Below are 21,747 nucleotides of genomic sequence, written 5' to 3'. Positions count from 1 at the left end.
AACCATGTTTGACGCCGCGCGCCCCGAAAGCCTCGCCCGCATCCAGACCGTCGCGTTCGAAGGCCTCGACGCGCGCCGGGTGGAGGTGCAATGCGCCGTGACCCCCGGCATCCCGGCCTTCACGGTCGTGGGCCTGCCCGACAAGGCCGTGTCGGAGGCGCGCGAACGGGTGCGCACGGCGCTGTCGGCCATGGCGATCGCGCTGCCGTCCAAACGCATCACCGTGAACCTGTCGCCCGCCGATCTGCCCAAGGAAGGGTCGCATTTCGACCTGCCCATTGCGCTGGCGCTGTTGGCAGCCCTCGACATCATCCCGCGTGACCGGGTGGAAAACGCGATGGCGCTGGGGGAATTGTCGCTTGATGGCACCTTGGTGCCGGTCATCGGCGCGCTGCCCACGGCCTTGGCGGCGGGCGAAGATGGGCGGGTGCTGTTCTGCCCGGCCGGTTGCGGCGCCGAGGCGGCATGGGTTGGCGCCACGCCCGTCTTTGCCGCCCACAGGCTGGCCGACCTGATCGCCCATCTGACCGACCGCGCCCCCATGGACCCCGCCCGCCCCGGCGAGGTGATCGATACACCGCATCTGAAATGCCTGTCCGAGGTGCGCGGACAGGAACGCGCCAAGCGGGCGCTGGAAATCGCCGCCGCAGGCCGCCATCACCTGCTGATGGTGGGCGCACCCGGTTCAGGCAAATCGATGCTGGCCGCGCGCCTGCCCGGCATCTTGCCGCCGCTGTCGGCGCCCGAGGCGCTGGAAACCTCGATGATCCATTCGCTTGCCGGATTGCTCAGCGATGGCGGCATATCGCGCGCGCGCCCCTATCGCGCGCCCCATCACACCGCATCCATGGCCGCCATCGTGGGCGGCGGGCGCGGCGCGAAACCCGGCGAGATCAGCCTGGCGCACAATGGCGTGCTGTTTCTCGATGAGTTTCCCGAATATCCCCGCGCGGTGCTGGAAACGCTGCGCCAGCCGATCGAAACCGGCGATGTGGTCGTGGCGCGCGCCAATGCGCATGTCACCTATCCCTGCCGCTTCCTGCTGATCGCGGCGGCCAATCCTTGCCGCTGCGGCCAGCTTTACGATGCAGCACAGGCCTGTGGCCGGGCGCCCCTGTGCGGCGCCGATTACATGGGCCGCATCTCGGGGCCCCTGATGGACCGCTTCGATCTGCGGCTCGAGGTGCCGCCGGTCGCCTATGCCGATCTGGACCTGCCCGCCAATGGAGAGAAAAGCATCGATATCGCCAAGCGCGTGGCGGTCGCGCGCAAACGACAAGGGGATCGCTTCGCCGCACTGGGGGTCGGGGCACGGGTGAATGCCGATGCCGAAGGCGCGCTTCTGGATGAGATCGCCACACCCGATGCCGCAGCCAAGGCCTTTTTGCTCAAGGCCGCCGACCGCTTCAAGCTGACCGCGCGCGGCTATCACCGCATCTTGCGCCTTGCGCGCACCATCGCCGATCTTGAGGGCGATGCCACAATCAGCCAGCCCCATATCGCCGAAGCGGTGGGTTACCGGCTGATGGGCGGTGCGGGCTGACGCCTCAGCCCAGTCGTGCCTCGATCGCGTGCCAGATCATGGCCGCCACATTGATGCCGTCGAAGCGTTCCAGTTCCTGAATGCCCGTGGGCGAGGTGACGTTGATCTCGGTCAGATAGCCGCCGATCACATCGATGCCGACGAACACCTGCCCCATCTCTTTCAGGCGCGGGCCGATGGCGGCACAGATCTCATGTTCGCGCGCGGTCAGCCCGATCTTTTCCGCCCGCCCGCCCACATGCAGGTTCGACCGCGTCTCGCCCGCCGCCGGCACCCGGTTGATCGCCCCCGCCGGCACGCCATCGACCAGAATGATCCGCTTGTCGCCCATGGCCACATCGGGCAGGTATTTCTGCGCGATCAGCGGCTCGCGGTTCATGCCGGTAAACAGCTCATGCAGCGAATTGAGGTTGCGGTCGCTTTCGGGCAGCCGGAACACCCCCGCGCCCCCATTGCCGTAAAGCGGCTTGAGGATGATGTCGCCATGCCGGTCCTTGAAGGCGCGCAACACCGTCAGATCGCGCGCAATCGTGGTGGGCGGCGTCAGTTCCGGGAAATCGAGGACCAAAAGCTTTTCGGGGTTGTTGCGCACCCAGAACGGGTCATTGACCACCAGCGTCTGCCCCTTGAGCCGGTCCAGCAGATGGGTGGTGGTGATATAGCCCATGTCAAACGGCGGATCCTGGCGCAGCCAGACCACATCGACATCGGCCAGATCCAGATCCATCACCGGCCCCAGATGCGCGTGATCGCCGCGCACCCGCTGCACCGCAAGCGCATGCGCCCGCGCCATGATGCGCCCCTCGCGGTAGCTCAGATGGTCGGGGGTGTAGAAAAACAGCTCATGACCGCGCGCTTGCGCCTCTTCGGCCAAGCGGAATGTGCTGTCGGCATCGATATTGACCGACCCGATCGGGTCCATCTGAAAGGCGACCTTCATGGTCCAATCTCCCGGGCGTTGCGCGTCGCCCCTGTTTGGCGCGCGACGGGCCCGGGCGCAAGGCCGGGCTAAGGCCCGGCGCGGTCAACAACCCGCCTGAAGCGCGTTGGCAATGACATCGATCCGCCCCTGCCCATCGACCAAAGCCACATCAAAGCGCATGGGCGTCAGCGCACCCTTGCCGAAATAGCCCAACCCCGCCTCGGCACTGGCCAAAAGCCGGGCGATCTGGGGGCGCGACACATGCGCGGCCGCCGCTGCAAAGCTGTGCGAGGCTTTCACTTCGACAAAAACGACCTCTCCGGCCTTTTCCAGAACCAGATCGATCTCACCGCCCGGCCCGCGCCAGCGGCGGCACACCAGCCTGTGGCCCGTCGCGCAATAGGCCGCCAGCACCGCATCCTCGGCCGCCTTGCCCGTCAGATAGGATTTCAAGCCGCTCATCGCCCATCCCCATCCCCATCCTTCAGCGCCAGCGCGCGCTGATACACATCGCGCCGCGGCAATCCCAGGGCTTCGGCGACCTCGGCGGCTGCTTGCTTGACGTGCAACCGCCCCAAGGCCGCGCGCAGTGCCGCATCGACATCGGCCGCGTCGGCCGCCACGGCCAAAGGCCGCCCCACGACCAGCGCGATCTCGCCCTTGAGCGCGACATCAACCAGCCCATCGCGCAACGCCCCCAAAGTGCCGCGCCGCACCTCTTCGAAACGTTTGGTCAGCTCCCGGCAGAGCGCCGCATCACGCCCATCGCCCCACCGCTCACACAATTCCCCTAACAATCGGTAAATGCGCTTGGGGCTTTCATACAGGATGATGGTCGCGGGCACTGTCCCGATCTCGTCCAGCCAGCGCGCCCGCGCGCCGGCTTGCGAAGGTGGAAAACCCGCGAAAAGGAACCGGTCCGACGGCAACCCCGACAGGCTGAGCGCCATGATCGCGGCCGAGGGGCCGGGGGCGGCCGTCACCGGCAACCCCGCCTCGATCACCGCGCGCGCCAGCTGATAGCCCGGATCGGCCACCATCGGCGTGCCCGCCTCGGAGGCATAGGCGACGCTCTTTCCCTCGGCAAGCGCGCGCAGGATGCGCGGGCGGGCCTCGGCGCCATTGTGGTCGTGATAGGCGACAAGCGGCCGCCCGCCCAGCTTGATGCCATGTATATCCATCAGATGGCGCAGCGTGCGGGTGTCTTCGGCCGCCAGCACGTCCGCGCCGGCCAGAACATCAAGCGCGCGCAGCGTGATGTCGCGCGCAGCCCCGATCGGGGTCGAGACCAGATAAAGCCCCGCCACCAATGGCCGCGCGCGCATCCCCGCCGCCATGTCGGTCTGATCATCCTGATCCATCGGTGTCGTTCCGCCTGTCGATCCCTGCATCTGTCGGGCCCCTTGCCTCTCGGGATCGTTTACTTGTGTCGACGAACCCCTTAGCCTAGTGGCGATAGCATGGCCGCGTCCGTCAGAGGTAGGTTACGATGATTTCCGTTTTGCGTCTTCTCCGCAAGCCCCGGCAGATTGCGGGTCTGATCGCGATCACCGCGATCCTTGCCAGCTGTCAGGCAACGACCCCGGGCACAGGGGCGCGCATAAGCGGGCAGACCGTGCAGGTCGCGATGCTTTTGCCGATGACATCGGCGCAAGGTGGCGATGCGGTCATCGCGCGCAGTCTTGAGAATGCGGCCCGGATGGCGGCGGCGGACCTTTCGGGCGTGACGATCGAAATCACGGTCTACGACACCGCCGGTCAGGCGGCACGGGCAGCAGCGGTGGCGCGCGAAGCGGTGGCTGCGGGCGCCGATGTCATTCTCGGGCCCTTGCGCTCGGATGCAGCCGCCGCGGTGGGCGTGGCCGTGGCCAATTCTGACATTGCCGTGCTGAGCTTTTCCAACAACACCGAGATCGCGGGCGGCAATGTCTTCGTTCTGGGCCATACTTTCCAGAATTCGGCGGCACGGGTCATCTCTTTTGCTGCATCGCAAGGGCGCAGCCGGATCGTGGTGGCGCATGGCCAAAACCTTGCCGGAGAGGTGGCGCGCGATGCGGTTCTCAATGCCGCACGATCCGTGAATGCCAGCATCGTTTCGGTGGTGCCTTATGAATTTTCGCAAGGCGGCGTGATCGACGCGGTACCGCGGATCGTTTCGGCCGTGCGCGATGGCGGCGCCAATGCCGTGATGCTGACCGCAGACAGCGCGGGCGCCTTGCCGTTTCTGGCGCAATTGCTGCCCGAGAACGGCCTCGATACCGCCACGGTTCAGATGATGGGGCTGACCCGCTGGGACACGCCGCCGCAAACGCTGGAACTCTCGGGGCTGCAGGGCGGTTGGTTCGCGCTTCCCGACCCGCAAGCCAGCGCCGGCTTCGACACCCGCTATGCGGCGGCTTATGGTGGCCCGTCGCATATCCTTGGGGGGCTGGGATATGACGCGATCCGGGCCGTGGGCGAAACCGTCATCACGACCGGTCGGCTCACGCCACAAAATCTTTCGGCAAGCGCTGGTTTTCAGGGCGCGAACGGCGTATTCCGCCTGCGCGGCGATGGCACGAATGAACGCGCGATGGCCATAGCGCAAGTCATTGACAATCAGGTGGCCGTGATTGACCCCGCTCCAAGACGCCTTGCCGGTTTCGGCTTCTGATCGAAACCCGACCCTTTCCCCTGTCCCTTCCGAACCGGGCGAGCTGATCGCGCCGTCCGCTGCGGTCATGGACGAGACGCGATTGCGCATCGATCTGGATGCCGCACTTGCCGGGCTGCTCGATGCCGCCCTGATCCGGGCCACAGCCACCCGGATCTTGCAGGCCGCACAAGACAGCGGCCGCGCAGCCATCGAGGCCGGCATCGCCGCCCAGCCCCTGACCGCACGGCGCATCACACGGGCCTACACCCACCTGACCGATGGTCTGGTGCGCGGCGTGTTGCACGTGTCACAGGCCCATCTGCATCCCGGCCCTGACGCCGATGGCGCGGGCGACGCGATGGCGGTCATGGCCGTGGGCGGATATGGGCGCGGCGAGATGGCGCCGCATTCCGATGTCGATCTTTTGTTCGTGACCGCGCGCCGGATCACGCCCCAGATGGAAAAGGTGATCGAATCCGCGCTCTACATGCTGTGGGACCTGCACATGAAGGTCGGCCATGCCAGCCGCACGATCAAGGACTGTCTCAAGCTTGGCAAACAGGATGTGACGATCCGCACCAGCCTGTTGGAAATGCGCCAATTGGCCGGCGAGCGCGTGATCGGCGCCGATCTTCAGACCGCGCTGCGCGACCAGCTGTTTCGCGGCACGGTGGGCGAATTCATCGAGGCCAAGCTGGAAGAACGCGCCAACCGCCACAAGAAGCAAGGTGGCCAGCGCTATGTGGTCGAACCGAATGTCAAGGAAGGCAAAGGCGGCCTGCGCGATCTGCAGACGCTCTACTGGATCGCGAAATATGAACATGGCGTGGGCCGGGCGGCCGATCTGGTCGATCTGGGTGTGTTCCTGCCCGAAGAATTCGCAGCCTTCGACGCGGCCGAGCGCTTCTTGTGGGCGGTGCGCTGCCACCTGCATCTGATCGCGGGACGCGCGCAAGATCAGCTGACCTTTGACAATCAGGTCGCGGTGGCCGAACGGCTGGGCTACCGCGACCATTCGGGGCGCCGCGCGGTCGAGCATTTCATGCAAGATTATTTCCGCCATGCCACCCGCGTGGGCGAATTGACCCGCATCTTCCTGACCGAGCTGGAGGCGCGCCACGTCAAGCAAGAACCGGGGCTTTTGGGATTCCTGCGCGGGCGCACGCGCCGCAAAAAGCTAAAGCCCGGCTATGTCGTCAAGCAAAACCGCATCAGCCTGAGCAACGAAACGGCCTTCTTTGCCGACAAGCTCAACATGCTGCGCCTGTTCGAAGAGGCGCTGCGCACCGGCTATCTGTTGCATCCCGATGCGATGCGCGCGGTCTCGGCCCATCTCAAGCTGATCGATGACGAGATGCGCCGCGACCCCGAAGCGGTGGGTATCTTCCTTGATCTGCTGCTCAAGCATGGCAATCCCGAACGCGCGCTCAGGCGGATGAACGAGCTGGGCGTTCTGGGGGCGTTCTTGCCGGAATTCGGCCCCATCGTGGCCATGATGCAGTTCAACATGTATCACAGCTACACGGTGGACGAGCATATCATCCAGGTGATTTCCACACTGGCCCAGATCGAACGCGGCGAGTTGCAAGAGGAATTGCCGGTCGCCTCTGGCATTCTCAAGGAGGGGGTGAACCGCAAGGTTCTGTATATCGCCTGCCTGCTGCACGACATCGGCAAGGGCCGCAAGGAAGACCATTCCATTGTCGGCGCCCGCATCGCGCGCGGCCTGGGGCCGCGTCTGGGGCTCAAGCCCGCCGAGACGGAAACGGTCGAATGGCTGGTGCGCTACCATCTGTTGATGTCGGACATGGCGCAAAAACGCGACATCGCCGACCCGCGCACGGTCCGCGATTTCGCCAAGGCGGTGAAGACGCGCGAAAGGCTGGATCTGCTGACGGTGCTGACGGTCTGCGACATTCGTGGCGTCGGCCCCAACACCTGGAACAACTGGAAGGCGACGCTTTTGCGCGCGCTGCACCGCGCGACCGCCATGGCGCTTGATACCGGCCTTGAGGATCTCAACCGCGACAAGCTGGAAGGCGAGGCCAAGCGCGCGCTTCGTGACGCGCTGGGCGGCTGGTCAAAGCCCGATCTCAAGGCCGAGATGGACCGCCATTACGGCCCCTACTGGCAGGGTCTGGATCTGGCGACACAGGTCACATTTGCGGAAATGCTGCGCGGCCTTGGGGCCGATGAAATCCGCATCGACACACGCGAAGACCTTGACCGCGACGCCACGCGCGTCTGTTTCGCGCTGAACGATCATCCGGGCATTTTCAGCCGCCTGGCGGGTGCCTTGTCGCTGGTGGGCGCCAATGTGGTGGACGCGCGCACCTACACCTCCAAGGATGGCTATGCCACCGCCGTCTTCTGGGTGCAGGACGCCGAAGCCAACCCCTATGAGGCCCGCCGCCTGCCGCGTCTGCGCGACATGATCGACAAGACCCTCAAGGGCGAGGTCGTGGCCTCGCGCGCGTTGGAAAGCCGCGAAAAGATCAAGAAGCGCGAGCGCCCCTTCAAGGTTCCGACCAATATCACCTTCGACAATGACGGATCGGAAATCTACACCATCATCGAGGTCGACACCCGCGACCGTCCCGGCCTGCTCTATGATCTGACCAAGACGCTGGCGGCGTCGCACATCTATATCTCATCGGCCGTGATCGCCACCTATGGCGCGCAGGTGGTCGATACCTTTTACGTCAAGGACATGTTCGGCCTGAAGCTGCACGCCAAATCCCGCCAAGAAGCGCTGGAGCGCAAGCTGCGCGACGCGATCGCGCGCGTGGCCGAACGGGCGGGCGCCTGAGATGGCATCGGTGGCCCGCCCCATCCGCCTGATCGCGGGCTTTGTCACCGTGGGCTTCTGGACGCTTGCCAGCCGCATTCTTGGGTTTGTGCGCGACATCCTGATCGCGGCCTATATGGGCACCGGTCCCGTGGCCGAAGCGTTCTTCATCGCCTTTTCGCTGCCCAACATGTTTCGCCGCTTTTTCGCCGAAGGCGCGTTCAACACGGCCTTCGTGCCGATGTTCTCGAAAAAGCTCGAGGCCGGCGAAAACCCGCTGGGCTTTGCGCGCGATGCCTTTTCCGGTCTGGCCAGCCTGCTCATCGCCCTGACGCTGGTGGCCCAGCTGGCCATGCCGTGGTTCGTGCTGGCGATGGCGGGCGGCTTTGCGGGCGACGTGCGCCTTGAATTGGCCGTCGATCTGGGGCGCGTGGCCTTTGGCTACATCCTGTTCATTTCGCTGGCCGCCCTTGTGTCGGGGCTGTTGAACGCCACGGGGCGCTTTGCGGCGGCGGCGGCGGCGCCGATCTTGCTGAACCTGATCTTGATCGGCGCGCTGGTTCTGGCCGAAAGCGGCCTGTTGGCGGGGGCCACGATCGCGGTCGATACCGAAACCGACGCAGCGCTGACCGGGCTGCATCACGGCACCTTGATGGTCTGGAGCATTCTTCTGGCCGGGATCGCACAGCTGGTCTGGGTCTGGATCATGGCCGCACGCATCGGCTTTCGGCTGGTGCCGCACTGGCCGCGCCTGACGCCCGACATGCGCAAGCTGGCTGTGATCATGCTGCCCGCGATGCTGGCGGCGGGCGTGGTTCAGATCAACCTGCTGGTCGGCCGTCAGGTCGGCAGCTTTTTCGAGGGCGCCATCGCGTGGATGTCGCTGGCCGATCGTCTCTATCAACTGCCGCTGGGGGTTGTGGCCATCGCCATCGGCGTGGTGCTGTTGCCCGACCTGTCGCGCAAGCTTCAGGCCGGCGATGGCGCGGGCGGACGCCAAGCGCTCAGCCGCGCGGGTGAAATCAGCCTTGCGCTGACCGTGCCTGCCGCTGTCGCGCTCTGCGTGATCCCGGCGCCGATCGTGTCGGTTCTGTTCGAACGCGGCGCATTCACCGCCCAGGACACCGCGCAAACCGCGCTGGCACTGGCAGCCTATGGGCTGGGGCTTCCGGCATTCGTGCTGCAAAAAGTCCTGCAACCGCTCTATTTCGCACGCGAAGACACGCGCAGCCCGTTTCGCTTTGCGCTTGTGGCGATGGTGGTCAATGCCGTGGTGGCCATCGGGCTGTCCTATGTCATCGGTTTCATCGGTGCGGCGCTGGCCACAAGCGTGGCGGGCTGGACGATGGTCTGGCTGCTGTTGCGCGGCAAGCGCGCCATGGGCGAGGCCGCGCGCTTTGACGCGCGCTACATGCAGCGCATGGGCAAGATCGTTCTGGCATCGCTGATCATGGGCTTGGGCCTTGTGATCGCGGCAACGGCTCTGGCGCCCATGCTGGACACATCGGGGCTGCGCTATGTGGCGCTGTTGGCGTTGGTGTTGGGCGGCATCGGGCTTTATGGTCTTGCGGGCCAGCTGGTCGGCGCCTTTCGCGTGGCCGAATTCCGCGATGCGCTGCGGCGGCGTTAACGCGACCTGAGCCGCGCCAGAATACGCCGCCAGCCGCCGGGAACCAGCACGAAGGACAGTACAAAGCCAGTGGCAAATCCTGACAGATCGGCCACCACAGTGCCAAATTGCCCTTCGATCACGCCAAACAACAGCTGGATCGCCAAAAGCATGCCGATCAGCCCAAAGGCGCGATAGCGATTGCCGCCACGCGCGCCCGCATCGACCCACATGAGAAAGGTGAAGGCCCCGATCAGCCCGTAGACACCCGGATAGCCGCCGACCAGCGGATAGGGGCTGTCCATCAACACGACAAAGCCCAAGGCCCCCGCAATGGCCGCGCCCCAGAAAATGATCACAAAGGCCAAGGGCGAAAACACCTCGGCCACCATCTTGCCGATGGCCAGGATGAACACGACCACAAAGCCCGCATGCACAAGCCCGGTGTGGATCAAGGGATAACTCACCAACCGCAGCAAGGCATCGGGCAGGACCACGCCATTGTCCCACATATAGGCCGCGATCTCGTTGAACACGGCGAAATCGCGGATCGCATCAAGGCGCCATCCGACCCCGGCGGCCCCCCCCAAAAGCCCGGCGGTCGCGGCCTGAAACATCGCCTCAAGGCCAAAGATCACGACGGCAAGCGCCACCACAACCTTGGGCAAGGCGTTGAAGGGGGAAATACTGTGCTCGTCCATGGCCGACCCGCCCTTTGGTTGACGCCAACGTCCCCCGTGGGTAAGCGATGACGCGGCGCTTGGCCAGAGGGGCTGCGCCCCTGACCCAGGCCAAGGACCGATCATGGCACAGACCGCTTTCACCCCGCGCGTGTTTTCCGGCATCCAGCCTTCGGGCGGCTTGACGCTGGGCAATTATCTTGGCGCGATGAAGCGCTTTGTCGAAATGCAAGACGCAGGCACGCATGAGACGATTTTCTGCATGGTCGACCTGCACGCGATCACCGCCACCCTGCCCCCCCCCGCACAGTTGCGCCACAACACGCGCGAGCTGTGCGCGGGCTTTCTGGCCATCGGCATCGAGCCGGAAAAATCCATCCTGTTCAACCAGAGCCAGGTGCCCGAACACGCGCAGCTGGCCTGGATTTTCAACTGTATCGCCCGCATGGGCTGGATGGGCCGCATGACCCAGTGGAAGGACAAGGCCGGCAAGAACGCCGAAGCCGCCAGCCTTGGGCTGTTTGCCTATCCGGCGCTGATGGCTGCCGATATCCTGGCCTACCACGCCACCCATGTGCCGGTGGGCGAGGATCAGAAACAGCATATCGAGTTGACCCGCGACATCGCAGCCAAGTTCAACCACGACTACGGCATCGATTTCTTTCCCATCACGGAGCCCGTGATCGAAGGGGCGGCCACGCGGGTGATGAACCTGCAAGATGGCACGAGGAAGATGTCGAAATCCGACCCGTCCGACAAGACCCGCATCAATCTGACCGACAGCGCCGACGAGATCGCCAAAAAGATCCGCAAGGCCAAGACCGACCCCGATCCGCTGCCCGAAGTGCTGGTCGGGCTCGACGCCCGGCCCGAGGCCCGAAATCTGGTCAATATCTATGCAGCGCTGGCCGATATCACGCCGCAAATGGTGCTGGACCAGCATCAGGGCGCGCTGTTTGGTCACTTCAAGATGGCGCTGGCCGATCTGGCGGTGGACAGGCTTGCGCCGATTTCGGCCGAAATGACGCGGCTCATGGCCGATCCAGCGGAAATCGACCGCATTCTGGGGCGCGGGGCCGAGCGCGCGCGCGCGATCACCATGCCGATCCTGGCGAAAACCTATGACATCGTGGGCATGTTGCGCAGCTGACGAAAAGCCCTGCCCGGTTTTTGGGCAGGGGCCTATCGATTATTCGTACGAATAATCGCATCTTGCGAATTTTCGTACGAAAATTCGCCCGCCTCAAAGCTGGCGTTCCACCATCATCTTCTTGATCTCGGCAATCGCCTTGGCGGGGTTCAACCCCTTGGGACAGGTCTTGGCGCAGTTCATGATCGTATGGCAGCGGTAAAGCTTGAAGGGATCTTCCAGCTCATCCAAGCGCTCCCCCGTCGCCTCGTCCCGGCTGTCGATGATCCAGCGATAGGCATGCAGCAGTGCCGCAGGCCCCAGATAGCGATCACCGTTCCACCAATAGGACGGGCAAGAGGTCGAACAGCAGGCGCACATCACGCATTCATACAGCCCGTCCAGCTTGTCGCGATCTTCGATCGACTGACGCCATTCCTTTTCGGGGCGCTGGGTCCTGGTTTCCAGCCAGGGCATGATCGAGGCATGCTGGGCATAGAAATGCGTCAGATCGGGGATCAGATCCTTGATCACCGGCATATGCGGCAAGGGATAGATCCTGACATCGCCCTTGATCTCATCCATGCCATAGATGCAGGCCAGCGTGTTGATGCCGTCGATGTTCATGGCGCAAGATCCGCAAATCCCCTCGCGACAGGAGCGCCGGAAGGTCAGCGTGGGGTCGATCTCGTTCTTGATCTTGATCAGCGCATCCAGAACCATCGGGCCGCAGCTGTCCATATCGACCCAATAGGTATCGACGCGCGGGTTCTCGCCGTCATCGGGGTTCCAGCGGTAGATCTGGAACTTGCGCAGGTTGCTGGCGCCGTGCGGCTTGGGCCATGTCTTGCCGGTGCGGACCTTGGAATTCTTGGGGAGCGTCAGTTCGACCATGGATCATATCCTCGGGGTCTGGAGTGTCGTCACAGGATCAGGGGCCGCGTCGGACCTGCGCCGGTGAGATTTCGAAAACACGTGTCATAGACGACCTGCGGGTCGCGCCGCGCGATGAAATCGCTGGTGATGGTCAATTCGGCGCGTGCGGCCGGCCCGGCAGAGCCCGCACCGATCCCGATCTGGCCGCGCGGTTGTGCGGCAAGGCGGGCACGTTCAGAGCATTGCTCATAGGCTTGATCGGCGCTGACCACGCTGTCGCAAGCCGTCAGCACCGACAGCGCAAGAGCACCCATGACCAGGGCCCGGATCAATAGACCCGCGCCTTGGGCTTGATGCGGTCCAGATCGATGCCGCCTTCGTTATGGCCGATCAGCGGGTTCAGATGGACCGGGCGATACGCCAGATCCACCGATGCCCCATCGACCACCGCCAGCGAATGCTTGCGCCATGACGTGTCGTCGCGATCGGGGTAATCCTCATGCGCATGCGCACCACGGCTTTCCTTGCGCGCCTCGGCCGAGACGATGGTCGCCATCGCATTGGGCATCAGGTTGGTCAGTTCCAGCGTTTCCATCAGATCCGAGTTCCAGATCATCGAGCGATCCGTGACCTTGATGTCATCCATCTTGGTGGCGACGCTCTTCATCTTTTGAACGCCTTCGGCCAGGGTCTTGTCGGTGCGGAACACGGCGGCATCGGCCTGCATCGTCTTTTGCATCTCCAGCCGCAACTCGGCGGTGGCGACAGTGCCCGACGCATGGCGGATGTCGTCAAAGCGCGACAGCGCGAAATCGAGCGCGGCTTTCGGCACATCGGGCACCGCGCTGTCACGGTCCACGACCCCGCCCGCCTTGATCGCGGCGGCGCGGCCGAACACGACCAGATCGATCAGGCTGTTTGATCCCAGACGATTCGCGCCATGCACGGATGCACAGCCCGCCTCGCCCACGGCCATCAGGCCGGGCACGATCGCATCGGGGTTTTTCGCGGTGGGGCGCAGCACCTCGCCCCAGTAATTCGTGGGGATGCCGCCCATGTTGTAATGCACGGTCGGCAGAACCGGGATCGGCTCCTTGTTGACATCGACGCCCGCGAAAATGCGCGCCGATTCCGAGATGCCCGGCAAGCGCAAGGCCAGCGTTTCAGGCGGCAAATGGTTGAGGTGCAGATGGATGTGATCGCCATCCTTGCCCACGCCCCGCCCCTCGCGGATTTCGAGGGTCATGCAGCGCGACACCACATCCCGGCTTGCCAGATCCTTGTAGGTGGGCGCGTAACGCTCCATGAAGCGTTCGCCTTCGGAATTGGTCAGATAGCCACCTTCGCCCCGCGCGCCTTCGGTGATCAGGCATCCCGCGCCATAGATCCCTGTGGGGTGGAATTGCACGAATTCCATATCCTGAAGCGGCAACCCCTGACGCGCGACCATGCCGCCGCCATCGCCCGTGCAGGTATGCGCCGAGGTGGCCGAGAAATAGGCGCGCCCATAGCCGCCGGTGGCCAGCACCACCATCTTGGCGCGGAACACATGCATGGTGCCATCATCAAGCTTCCACGCCACCACGCCCACGCATTCGCCCGCATCATTCATCAACAGGTCGGTGGCGAAATACTCGATGTAGAATTCGGCGTTGTTCTTGAGCGATTGACCATAGAGCGTGTGCAAGATCGCATGCCCCGTGCGGTCGGCGGCCGCACAGGTGCGCTGCACCGGGGGGCCTTCGCCGAACTCGGTCGTGTGCCCGCCAAAGGGGCGCTGATAGATCTTGCCATCCTCGGTGCGCGAAAACGGCACGCCGTAATGTTCCAGCTCATAGACCGCCTTGGGCGCCTCGCGCGCAAGGTATTCCATCGCATCCGTATCGCCCAGCCAGTCCGACCCCTTGACGGTGTCATACATGTGCCAGTGCCAATGGTCGGGGCCCATGTTGCCAAGGCTGGCCGCGATGCCGCCCTGTGCGGCGACGGTGTGGGAGCGCGTTGGAAACACCTTCGAGATACAGGCGGTTTTCAGCCCCTGTTCCGCCATGCCCAATGTCGCGCGCAGGCCCGCACCACCCGCACCCACGACAACAACGTCGTAGCTGTGCGTGGTCAGCGCATAGGCGGGGGAAAGTGTGTCTTTCATCTGTATCCTCACAGTGCAATCTGCGCCAGCGCCACAAGCCCGCCCGCGGCAAGCCCGTAGCACAGGATCGTGGTTGCGATCAGCCCGATCTTGCGGCTCAACCCACGGGTATAATCCTCGATCAGCACCTGCATGCCCAAACGCATGTGATGCATGCCCACGACCAGATAGGCCGCCACCACCAGCGCGGGCACCGGCCGCGACAGGCTGGCCAGCACATCGGCATGGGGCTGGCCCAAAAGACCGCCGATGATGACCAAGAAGAACGGCGTCAGCAGCAACAAGGCCACCGAGGTCACGGTCATCGTCCAATGCTGCTGGGTGCCGGATCTGGCAGAGCCAAGCCCCGTCACGCGTTTGCGGTCGGTCACATAAGCCATCTTGCCCTCCGTCAGATCGCGATCAGGGTCAGCGCGGTCAAGACGACCGAACCGATGATCATCGCCCAGCCCAGCCTGTCGGCGCTGGCCACATCCAGCGCGCGGCCCGTGTCCCAGATCAGGTGCCGCACACCGCCCAGCGCGTGATACCATAGCGCCAAAGCCGAACCCGCCATCACCAGATCCCCCAGAACCGAGGTGATGAGCCCGTCGATGACCCCGAAATAGGCCGCGCCGCTGGCAGCCGCCATCAGCCACCACACGACCAGGATCGCGCCCACCATCAAGGCATTGCCGGTGATGCGCACCAGGATCGAGGTGATCGAATTCAGCTGTGGGCGATAAATCGTAAGATGCGGGGAAAGCGGGCGATTTCCGCGGTTCACATCGGCCATGGTTTGGGCCCTTCCGACTGCTTCAAAGGTCTGGCGGTTGTCGAGACAATGCATAGCGCATTTTTTATCCCTGTCACCTGCAAGCGATCACCTTGCAAAGCAAAGGATTGGGTCGTAACGCCGCAGATGGATGGTTTGTGATCACTTGAATTCTTTCTGTGATCACAAACAATCCACATGATCGACCCAAAGCAAGAGCACCGCCAAAACGGAAACCGCGCCGTGCTGGTCAGCATCGGCGCGGCAAGGCCATCCTCATGCGATGGATCGGAAAGGCCGATCAGCGCAGCGAAAAATCGATCGAGACACCGGCAAGAAACAGATTGTCCTCATCTTCGATGGATGTGCCGTGAAAGCTTGCAAACACCGCCGAAGCTTCGCTGACGGCGTGATTGATGCCCACGCTCCAGTAGCTGTGACCATCTTCGCCGCTGATGTCGCCATAGCGGGCATCCATCGACACCGCATCGGTCAGGGAAAGGCTGCCGTAGAGGCGGCTGTTGATGACGTCAAAGCCATCCGGGTCGCTCGAGAACCGCGCGCCAACGGAAATCGCATCCGACAGCGCCATCTCGCCCGAAAAGATCACATCGCCACAGCAAAATCCGCTGTCGTTGTAATAGTAGCGTGCATAGCCCAGATCATAGCTGAACGTGCCGACGGTGTTGGCATAGCCCAGATACAGGTCATATTCGAGCCGATCGCCCCCAAGGATGACCGGGTCCACGTTGGACGCCCAGATGCCGGCGTAAAAGCCATCGAGGTCGGCCTGGATGTACCCCTGAACCGCCGGGCCGTCGGATTGGCGGGTTCCGTTGCTTTCATATTCGGTAAGCAGCGACACACCGGCCGACACACTCACATCTTGCGCCAAGGCAGGGGCGGCCACAACAAGCAAGGCAGAAACGGACAGGGAGAGGCGGAAGATAGACACTGTGAACACCTTTTATGCCGGAATTTGTCGATACATAGAAACGTCACAATCGCGCGCCTTGTCCAGATGAACCCAAGGCGCGACCGTCATCTTGCAAAGACATATGGCAAGGCTGCCACTTAAACAGGCATGAGTGCCCAGTAATCCAGATCGAGCAAGACATGGGCGCGGTATCTGCCCTCGGCGTCCCGCAAGGCGCCAGCCTGCCCGTCGGCATTCACCGCCACCAGCCGCAACCGGATCGCGCCCAGACCCGGGGCCTGCGTCGGCGCGATGTCGAGCACCTCGGACCATGCCCGCAGCGTGTCGCCCGCAAAACAGGGGTTGGCATGGCTACCGCCATTGATGGCCACGATCATCTGCGCATTGGCCAGCCCGTTGAAGCTGAGCGCACGGGCCATCGACATGACATGGCCGCCATAGATCAGCCGCCTGCCATCGGCCCGCGGGGTCACGTCGAAATGGGTTTTCGACGTGTTCTGCCACAGCCGCGTGGCCATCATGTGCTCGGCTTCCTCGATGGTCACGCCATCGACATGGTCGATGATCTCGCCGGGGGTGTAATCGCCCAGGCGATGCCGCTCGCCCGCCAACGCGAAATCGTAGCGGCTGAAATCCAGACCGTCGGGGATGATCAACGCGCCCGCATCGACGGCCGGCGCCAGATCGGGCACCACCGGGGCGGGGGCCGGTGCATCGGGGTCGTTCTTGCGCACCATCACCCAGCGCACATATTCCAGCACGACGTCGTCCCGCTGGTTGCGCCCTTGGGTGCGGACATAAACCACCCCGGTCTTGCCGTTGGAATTCTGTTTCAGCCCGATCACCTCGGAGCGCGCCGACAGCGTATCGCCCGGCCAGACAGGGCGATGAAACCGCCCTTCGGCATAGCCCAGATTGGCCACCGCATTCAGCGAGATATCCGGCACAGATTTGCCAAACACCGTGTGAAAGGTGATCAGATCATCCATCGGGCTGGCTGGCAGCCCACAGGCGCGCGCAAACGCGTCGGATGACGCTATGGCGTGCCGCGCGGGGTAAAGCGCGTGATACAGCGCGCGTTCGCCCCCCGACACGGTGCGCGGCACGGCGTGGGTGATCACCTCACCCAGCCGGTAATCCTCGAAAAACCGCCCCGGGTTGGTCTTGGTCGCCGACACCTTACTGTGCCCCAAGCTTCATCTCGGGGCTGTAGGGGGTGTCGATGTCCTTGGTGACGGCCTGACCGCAGCGCATCACGCCGCGGCCCGCGTCAAACGACATCACCGGATCGCCATGCAGCACCCAGCCCTTTGACAGCGCCAGGGATACCTTGTGGCAGAACGCCGAGGTGTCATCCTCGGTCAGCAAACGGTAGATTTTCATGCAGCCTCACATCGGAAACGGATAGTAGCCCAGCCATGTATGGATTGCGGCCACGACCGCATAGAGCCCCGCGCCCACACCAAGGGCGATCACATCCTTCAGCACGCTGGTATGCGCGGGCCTGTCCCAGGCGCGGTTGGCCCGGTTGATCAAGATGACCGACACCACCGCCCAGGCCAGCATCCCCCCGAACAGCAGGATCGAGGCCAGATCGCCATTGACCAGAAGATGCGCAACCGCCCATGCCTTGACGCCGGTCAACTGCTTGTGGCGCACCCGTGCGGCCATCGTGCCATTGATGGCCGAAAGCGCAAAGAACCAGAACCCGATCAGGATCAGCAGATTGGCGATGTGCGTCATGAAGGCGGGCGGCACCCAGACGTTCACGAAGCCCGCGTTGCGATAGCCGATCACCATCGCCACCACACCCAACAGCATCAGCACCGACAAGACGCCCTTGCCCTTGTCACCCCATGCGGCGCGCCGGTCTGGCACCAGCCGCCGGGCCCAATGGGGCACCGCGAACAATGCGATCCCCGCGATCAAAACACCATATCCCATCACGCTGCTTCCCCCTGTGCGATTGCGTCCGCTTTGGCCAGCGTAGCACGTGCCGTGTCGACATGCAGGTTTTCTACGATCCGGCCATCCACGACCGCCACCCCCTGGCCCGCGGCGCGTGCCGCTTCATAGGCCGTGATCTGGCGACGGGCGAGGTCGATTTCCGCCTCGGTCGGCGCAAAGACGGCATTGGCGATCGCCACCTGCGCGGGGTGGATCAGCGTCTTGCCGTCAAAGCCGAAATCACGCCCCTCGGCGCATTCGGCGGCCAGCCCCGCCTCGTCCCTGAAGGCGTTGTAGACCCCGTCGACACAGATGATCCCCGCCGCCCGCGCGGCCAGCAGACAATGTTGCAACGCCATGTGCAGCGCGCCCCGCGTGCGCGATCCCAGATCCTTGGCCAGATCATTGGTGCCCATCACAAACCCCGCCATGCGCGGCGCCTGCGCGATCTGGGCGGCGTTCAGCACGCCCATGGGCGTTTCCATCATCGCCCAGATCCGCGTGTGCCGGGCCGCAGGGATCGCATCAAGCCGGGCGGCCACGGCGGCCACATCCGCCGCCGATCCGACCTTGGGCAGCAAGATCGCCTCGGGGCCGATGGCGGCAATCGCGGCCAGATCATCGGCGCCCCATGGGGTATCCATGCCGTTGATGCGCACGATCTGCGCCCGCGCACCATAGCCAGCTTCGGCCAGGCGGGTCGCCAACAGCGCGCGGGCATTGGATTTTTCATCGGCCGCAACCGCATCTTCCAGATCAAAGATGATCGCATCCACGGCCAGATCGCGCGCCTTTTCCAGCGCCCGGTCGCGCGAGCCGGGAATATACAGCACAGAGCGATAGGGGCGCGCGCGCGGATCCATCAGCCTTCTCCTTTGGTCTGGGCATGGCGGCTTTCGCCCGTCTCCGACCACAGCTTACCCGCAAAGGCAAGTCACAGAATGCCGCGTCGCAGCAAAAAAATTGCGCGCGGGGTGGCGGTGACGAAAGAAAAAACCCTTCACCTCCGCTTAACCCTTCCATGGCAGCCTTGGGATCTGCCGCCACCGGGATGATCCGGCGCGCGGATGGTTCGAGATGGGCGCAGCATTGTCCCGTCCGGTCATCCCTGCGCCAAAGCCCCGAAAGGCACAGCGATGGATCGTCTTTTTCCCCTCAGCCGGGGCGCGCTTGCCGCGCTGTGCGCCCTTGCGCTGCCCCACGGCCTTGCCGCGCAGCAGACCATGGTCTGCGGACAGCGCGCAGCGGTGATCGAACAACTTCACACCCGCTTTGGCGAAGAACGCCGCGCGATGGGGCTTGCCGGGCACAACCGGATTGTGGAGCTGTTCGTCTCGGATCGGACCGGAAGCTGGACGATCACGGTCACCGGGATTGACGGCATCACCTGCCTGATGGCGTCGGGCGAACACCACGAAAGCTTTGCCCCCGGCGAAGCGCTTTAGCAATCAGGTCAGCCCATCCCACAACAGCTTCATCCCCACCAGCAACAGCGCAAGGGCAGACAACCGCGAAAAATGCCCGCTCGGGGATCAGCATGTGCGCGCAGATGCCCATACGGCTGCCTGCCCGCGCAAAAAGGGATCAGCGCCGCACGCCACCCGGGCAGGTTCCATGAAAACAGCCCCGGCATCGTGTCAAGCGCAGCCTTGAGCGCATGACCGCATGGACCACCCGGAACATGGTCACCGATGCCGCGTGACAGCGCGTCTTGTCGATGCCCCGCCCTCGCCCGGCATGAACACCGCAAAGGGCGAACCGCCTGCCTGGGCGACATGGCTGGTAAACCCCGGGGCCGCCCCCGCGACCCAGCCCCAGCCCCCCCCGGTTCGATCACCACCGCCAGAATCGCCACCCCGCAAAGCCCGGCGATCGGCCAAAGCCACCCTTGGACAGCCCCGCCACCATCGCCCGAGGCACGGAAAAGGCAAATACACCCCCATCCGGCACGGACGGTCCTTTCCCAAGCCTTTCAGAGGCTTGCCCAAAAACCCCAAGCCAGAGCGCCCACTGGGGCTTTCCGCCGCGTCGCAGCAGGCTTGCACGCAACCCGATGCGGGGATACCCCTCGCGCCGTCATCAATGAGGCACGCGGAGATCAATCTCATGGCCAGACCCAAGATCGCGCTCATCGGCGCCGGACAGATCGGGGGCACGCTCGCCCATCTGGTCGCGCTCAAGGAGCTGGGCGATGTCGTCTTGTTCGACATCGCCGAGGGAACACCACAGGGCAAGGCGCTCGACATCGCCGAAAGCGGCCCGTCCGAGCGGTTCGATGCCAAACTCAAGGGCACGAACGACTACGCCGACATCGCAGGCGCCGATGTCTGCATCGTCACCGCCGGTGTGCCGCGCAAGCCGGGCATGAGCCGCGATGACCTGTTGGGGATCAACCTCAAGGTCATGAAATCGGTGGGCGAAGGCATCGCCAAACATGCCCCCAATGCTTTTGTCATCTGCATCACCAACCCGCTTGATGCGATGGTCTGGGCGCTGCAGAAATTCTCGGGGCTCCCCCCCCACATGGTCTGCGGCATGGCCGGCGTGCTTGATTCCGCGCGCTTCCGCCACTTCCTGGCCGAAGAATTCGACGTCTCGATGAAGGATGTCACCGCCTTCGTGCTGGGCGGGCATGGCGACACGATGGTGCCCTCTGTGCGCTATTCGACGGTCGCGGGCATTCCCCTTCCCGACTTGATCGAGATGGGCTGGACCACCAAGGACCGGATGGATGCGATCGTCCAGCGCACGCGCGACGGCGGCGCGGAAATCGTGGGCCTGCTGAAAACCGGTTCGGCCTTTTACGCGCCTGCCACATCGGCCATCGAAATGGCCGAGGCCTTTCTCAAGGACCAAAAGCGCGTCCTGCCCTGCGCGGCCCATTGCGACGGTGAGTTCGGCCTGAAAAAGATGTATGTCGGCGTGCCGGTCGTGATCGGCAAGGGCGGCATCGAGCGCATCGTCACCATCAAGCTGACCCGCGACGAACAGGCGATGTTCGACAATTCGGTGAACGCCGTCAAAGGCCTGGTCGAAGCGTGCAAGGCGATTGACGAAAGCCTCAAGTGATGCAACCGGCGGCGGCCCATGCCCCAAAGGGCCGCCCCCACCCATGACCCACCCCCCCTCCCCCTACCTTGTCCCCGGCTTCTACGACCGCGCCTTGGCCGAAGGGCGCCACCGCGACATCGTTGGCGGACGCTGGGAGGAAACGGGGCGGCTGCAACTATCGCTGCTCACGGCGCATGGGATGCAGCCCCGCCATCGGCTTCTCGATATCGGCGCGGGGTCTTTGCGGCTGGGCTGCAAGGCGGTGCCTTACCTTGACCCCGGCCATTACCACGCAACCGATGCCAGCCGCGCCCTGATGCTGCGCGGCCGCGCAGTCGAACTGCCCGATCCTGACCGTTTGCCCGAGGCTCACCTGATCGAAGACGCCGCCTTCGCCTTTCCCGGCCTGCCGCCCCATGTCGATTACCTCATCGCCTTCGGCCTCTTCACCCACCTGCCGCCCGGCGACACGGCCCTTGCGCTCGAACGCATCGCCCAGCGCTGGCCCGGGCCGCGCGTGTTTCTCTTCACCGTCTTTCTGGCCCCCGAAGGGCAGGAGAGCGCAAGCCTGCGCCAGCCCGATGGCGTCGTCACCCATCCGGACCGCCCGCCCTGGCATCTGACCGAAGCCTCATTGTCGGCGATGGCCACGGCGGCCGGGCTGACGCTCACCCGGCAACCCGACCGCCTGCCACGGGGACAGGTTCTGTTTCTGGCCTGACGACGC

The 21,747-nt window shown here is 64.2% G+C and carries 22 protein-coding genes; 8 read left to right on the top strand and 14 right to left on the bottom strand.

Features of this window, described 5'->3' with window-relative positions; all coding sequences use genetic code 11:
* Positions 1-4 precede the first annotated feature (4 nt).
* Complete coding sequence (locus tag Q0094_RS03820; RefSeq protein ID WP_297615423.1) at positions 5-1,543, top strand: YifB family Mg chelatase-like AAA ATPase; 1,539 nt, start codon at positions 5-7, stop codon at positions 1,541-1,543.
* A gap of 4 nt (positions 1,544-1,547) precedes the next feature.
* On the opposite strand, the gene gshB is transcribed toward Q0094_RS03820, so the two are convergent.
* The 3 genes from gshB to rsmI all read right to left on the bottom strand — a co-directional run bounded on the left by gshB (position 1,548) and on the right by rsmI (position 3,826).
* Complete coding sequence (gene gshB / locus Q0094_RS03815) at positions 1,548-2,483, bottom strand: glutathione synthase (protein ID WP_297615420.1); 936 nt, start codon at positions 2,481-2,483, stop codon at positions 1,548-1,550.
* An 84-nt stretch (positions 2,484-2,567) separates the two neighbouring features.
* A complete protein-coding gene (locus tag Q0094_RS03810) occupies positions 2,568-2,927 on the bottom strand; it encodes a YraN family protein (RefSeq protein ID WP_297615419.1) in 360 nt (119 codons plus the stop codon).
* Positions 2,924-3,826: a 16S rRNA (cytidine(1402)-2'-O)-methyltransferase gene (gene rsmI / locus Q0094_RS03805; protein ID WP_297615452.1), complete on the bottom strand. Its 903-nt coding sequence runs from the start codon at positions 3,824-3,826 to the stop codon at positions 2,924-2,926. Before rsmI ends, Q0094_RS03810 begins: the two co-directional genes overlap by 4 nt.
* Positions 3,827-3,954: 128 nt before the next feature.
* On the opposite strand from rsmI, the gene Q0094_RS03800 reads away from it, so the two are divergent.
* From Q0094_RS03800 to murJ, 3 genes are all read left to right on the top strand, one after another.
* Entirely contained in the window at positions 3,955-5,118 is a 1,164-nt protein-coding gene (locus Q0094_RS03800; protein ID WP_297615417.1) for a penicillin-binding protein activator, read from the top strand.
* Between the two features lie 67 nt (positions 5,119-5,185).
* On the top strand, positions 5,186-7,909 hold the full coding sequence (locus Q0094_RS03795) for a [protein-PII] uridylyltransferase (RefSeq protein ID WP_297615415.1): 2,724 nt from the start codon (positions 5,186-5,188) through the stop codon (positions 7,907-7,909).
* Between the two features lies 1 nt (position 7,910).
* Positions 7,911-9,518, top strand: coding sequence for a murein biosynthesis integral membrane protein MurJ (murJ, locus tag Q0094_RS03790; RefSeq protein WP_297615413.1), 1,608 nt, complete (start codon positions 7,911-7,913; stop codon positions 9,516-9,518).
* On the opposite strand, the gene Q0094_RS03785 is transcribed toward murJ, so the two are convergent.
* Positions 9,515-10,198 carry a rhomboid family intramembrane serine protease gene (locus Q0094_RS03785; RefSeq protein WP_297615411.1) on the bottom strand — a complete coding sequence of 228 codons (684 nt, stop codon included), beginning with the start codon at positions 10,196-10,198 and terminating at the stop codon, positions 9,515-9,517. The genes murJ and Q0094_RS03785 overlap by 4 nt on opposite strands.
* A gap of 103 nt (positions 10,199-10,301) precedes the next feature.
* Here Q0094_RS03785 and trpS point away from each other — a divergent pair, with 103 nt between their 5' ends.
* The gene (trpS, locus tag Q0094_RS03780) at positions 10,302-11,327 is read left to right on the top strand and encodes a tryptophan--tRNA ligase (RefSeq protein ID WP_297615409.1); all 1,026 of its coding nucleotides are present in this window, start codon (positions 10,302-10,304) and stop codon (positions 11,325-11,327) included.
* Positions 11,328-11,420: 93 nt separating this feature from the next.
* On the opposite strand, the gene Q0094_RS03775 is transcribed toward trpS, so the two are convergent.
* The 10 genes from Q0094_RS03775 to Q0094_RS03730 form a co-directional block, all read right to left on the bottom strand.
* The gene (locus tag Q0094_RS03775) at positions 11,421-12,200 is read right to left on the bottom strand and encodes a succinate dehydrogenase iron-sulfur subunit (RefSeq protein ID WP_297615407.1); all 780 of its coding nucleotides are present in this window, start codon (positions 12,198-12,200) and stop codon (positions 11,421-11,423) included.
* Positions 12,201-12,229: 29 nt separating this feature from the next.
* On the bottom strand, positions 12,230-12,496 hold the full coding sequence (locus Q0094_RS03770) for a hypothetical protein (RefSeq protein ID WP_297615405.1): 267 nt from the start codon (positions 12,494-12,496) through the stop codon (positions 12,230-12,232).
* 14 nt (positions 12,497-12,510) lie between these two features.
* Positions 12,511-14,331: a succinate dehydrogenase flavoprotein subunit gene (sdhA, locus tag Q0094_RS03765; RefSeq protein ID WP_297615403.1), complete on the bottom strand. Its 1,821-nt coding sequence runs from the start codon at positions 14,329-14,331 to the stop codon at positions 12,511-12,513.
* A gap of 8 nt (positions 14,332-14,339) precedes the next feature.
* Entirely contained in the window at positions 14,340-14,711 is a 372-nt protein-coding gene (gene sdhD, locus Q0094_RS03760; protein ID WP_297615401.1) for a succinate dehydrogenase, hydrophobic membrane anchor protein, read from the bottom strand.
* An 11-nt stretch (positions 14,712-14,722) separates the two neighbouring features.
* Entirely contained in the window at positions 14,723-15,106 is a 384-nt protein-coding gene (sdhC, locus tag Q0094_RS03755) for a succinate dehydrogenase, cytochrome b556 subunit (RefSeq protein WP_297615399.1), read from the bottom strand.
* Between the two features lie 280 nt (positions 15,107-15,386).
* Positions 15,387-16,040 (bottom strand): TorF family putative porin, encoded by a 654-nt coding sequence (locus Q0094_RS03750; RefSeq protein ID WP_297615398.1) that lies wholly within the window; start codon positions 16,038-16,040, stop codon positions 15,387-15,389.
* Positions 16,041-16,159: 119 nt separating this feature from the next.
* Positions 16,160-17,215: a MaoC family dehydratase gene (locus Q0094_RS03745; RefSeq protein ID WP_297615396.1), complete on the bottom strand. Its 1,056-nt coding sequence runs from the start codon at positions 17,213-17,215 to the stop codon at positions 16,160-16,162.
* A complete protein-coding gene (locus tag Q0094_RS03740; RefSeq protein WP_297615394.1) occupies positions 17,202-17,405 on the bottom strand; it encodes a DUF1737 domain-containing protein in 204 nt (67 codons plus the stop codon). The genes Q0094_RS03745 and Q0094_RS03740 overlap by 14 nt, the downstream gene beginning before the upstream one ends.
* Positions 17,406-17,411: 6 nt before the next feature.
* Positions 17,412-17,966, bottom strand: coding sequence for an NnrU family protein (locus tag Q0094_RS03735; RefSeq protein ID WP_297615392.1), 555 nt, complete (start codon positions 17,964-17,966; stop codon positions 17,412-17,414).
* Entirely contained in the window at positions 17,966-18,832 is an 867-nt protein-coding gene (locus Q0094_RS03730; RefSeq protein ID WP_297615390.1) for a CoA ester lyase, read from the bottom strand. The genes Q0094_RS03735 and Q0094_RS03730 overlap by 1 nt, the downstream gene beginning before the upstream one ends.
* A gap of 273 nt (positions 18,833-19,105) precedes the next feature.
* Between Q0094_RS03730 and Q0094_RS03725 the strand changes: the two genes are divergently transcribed.
* The 3 genes from Q0094_RS03725 to Q0094_RS03715 all read left to right on the top strand — a co-directional run bounded on the left by Q0094_RS03725 (position 19,106) and on the right by Q0094_RS03715 (position 21,741).
* A complete protein-coding gene (locus Q0094_RS03725) occupies positions 19,106-19,414 on the top strand; it encodes a hypothetical protein (protein WP_297615388.1) in 309 nt (102 codons plus the stop codon).
* A 661-nt stretch (positions 19,415-20,075) separates the two neighbouring features.
* Complete coding sequence (gene mdh, locus Q0094_RS03720) at positions 20,076-21,038, top strand: malate dehydrogenase (protein ID WP_297615386.1); 963 nt, start codon at positions 20,076-20,078, stop codon at positions 21,036-21,038.
* A gap of 43 nt (positions 21,039-21,081) precedes the next feature.
* Positions 21,082-21,741: a class I SAM-dependent methyltransferase gene (locus Q0094_RS03715; protein ID WP_297615384.1), complete on the top strand. Its 660-nt coding sequence runs from the start codon at positions 21,082-21,084 to the stop codon at positions 21,739-21,741.
* Positions 21,742-21,747: the final 6 nt, after the last annotated feature.

The organism is uncultured Roseicyclus sp., from assembly GCF_937892565.1.
In the GTDB taxonomy this organism is placed as follows: Bacteria; Pseudomonadota; Alphaproteobacteria; order Rhodobacterales; family Rhodobacteraceae; genus Roseicyclus.
Note: the sequence above shows the minus strand (reverse complement) of the source record. Positions and strands in the feature narration are given on the sequence as shown.

Bases quoted from the DNA above. Each gene is read 5' to 3' on its own strand.
- Q0094_RS03735 (WP_297615392.1), bottom strand. From the start codon at position 17,966: ATGGGATATGGTGTTTTGATCGCGGGGATCGCATTGTTCGCGGTGCCC.
- Q0094_RS03730 (WP_297615390.1), bottom strand. From the start codon at position 18,832: ATGGATCCGCGCGCGCGCCCCTATCGCTCTGTGCTGTATATTCCCGGC.
- sdhC (WP_297615399.1), bottom strand. From the start codon at position 15,106: ATGGCCGATGTGAACCGCGGAAATCGCCCGCTTTCCCCGCATCTTACG.
- Q0094_RS03775 (WP_297615407.1), bottom strand. From the start codon at position 12,200: ATGGTCGAACTGACGCTCCCCAAGAATTCCAAGGTCCGCACCGGCAAG.
- Q0094_RS03820 (WP_297615423.1), top strand. From the start codon at position 5: ATGTTTGACGCCGCGCGCCCCGAAAGCCTCGCCCGCATCCAGACCGTC.
- Q0094_RS03785 (WP_297615411.1), bottom strand. From the start codon at position 10,198: ATGGACGAGCACAGTATTTCCCCCTTCAACGCCTTGCCCAAGGTTGTG.
- Q0094_RS03800 (WP_297615417.1), top strand. From the start codon at position 3,955: ATGATTTCCGTTTTGCGTCTTCTCCGCAAGCCCCGGCAGATTGCGGGT.
- Q0094_RS03740 (WP_297615394.1), bottom strand. From the start codon at position 17,405: ATGAAAATCTACCGTTTGCTGACCGAGGATGACACCTCGGCGTTCTGC.
- Q0094_RS03725 (WP_297615388.1), top strand. From the start codon at position 19,106: ATGGATCGTCTTTTTCCCCTCAGCCGGGGCGCGCTTGCCGCGCTGTGC.
- Q0094_RS03810 (WP_297615419.1), bottom strand. From the start codon at position 2,927: ATGAGCGGCTTGAAATCCTATCTGACGGGCAAGGCGGCCGAGGATGCG.
- murJ (WP_297615413.1), top strand. From the start codon at position 7,911: ATGGCATCGGTGGCCCGCCCCATCCGCCTGATCGCGGGCTTTGTCACC.
- Q0094_RS03770 (WP_297615405.1), bottom strand. From the start codon at position 12,496: ATGGGTGCTCTTGCGCTGTCGGTGCTGACGGCTTGCGACAGCGTGGTC.
- trpS (WP_297615409.1), top strand. From the start codon at position 10,302: ATGGCACAGACCGCTTTCACCCCGCGCGTGTTTTCCGGCATCCAGCCT.
- mdh (WP_297615386.1), top strand. From the start codon at position 20,076: ATGGCCAGACCCAAGATCGCGCTCATCGGCGCCGGACAGATCGGGGGC.
- gshB (WP_297615420.1), bottom strand. From the start codon at position 2,483: ATGAAGGTCGCCTTTCAGATGGACCCGATCGGGTCGGTCAATATCGAT.
- sdhA (WP_297615403.1), bottom strand. From the start codon at position 14,331: ATGAAAGACACACTTTCCCCCGCCTATGCGCTGACCACGCACAGCTAC.
- rsmI (WP_297615452.1), bottom strand. From the start codon at position 3,826: ATGGATCAGGATGATCAGACCGACATGGCGGCGGGGATGCGCGCGCGG.
- Q0094_RS03715 (WP_297615384.1), top strand. From the start codon at position 21,082: ATGACCCACCCCCCCTCCCCCTACCTTGTCCCCGGCTTCTACGACCGC.
- sdhD (WP_297615401.1), bottom strand. From the start codon at position 14,711: ATGGCTTATGTGACCGACCGCAAACGCGTGACGGGGCTTGGCTCTGCC.
- Q0094_RS03795 (WP_297615415.1), top strand. From the start codon at position 5,186: ATGGACGAGACGCGATTGCGCATCGATCTGGATGCCGCACTTGCCGGG.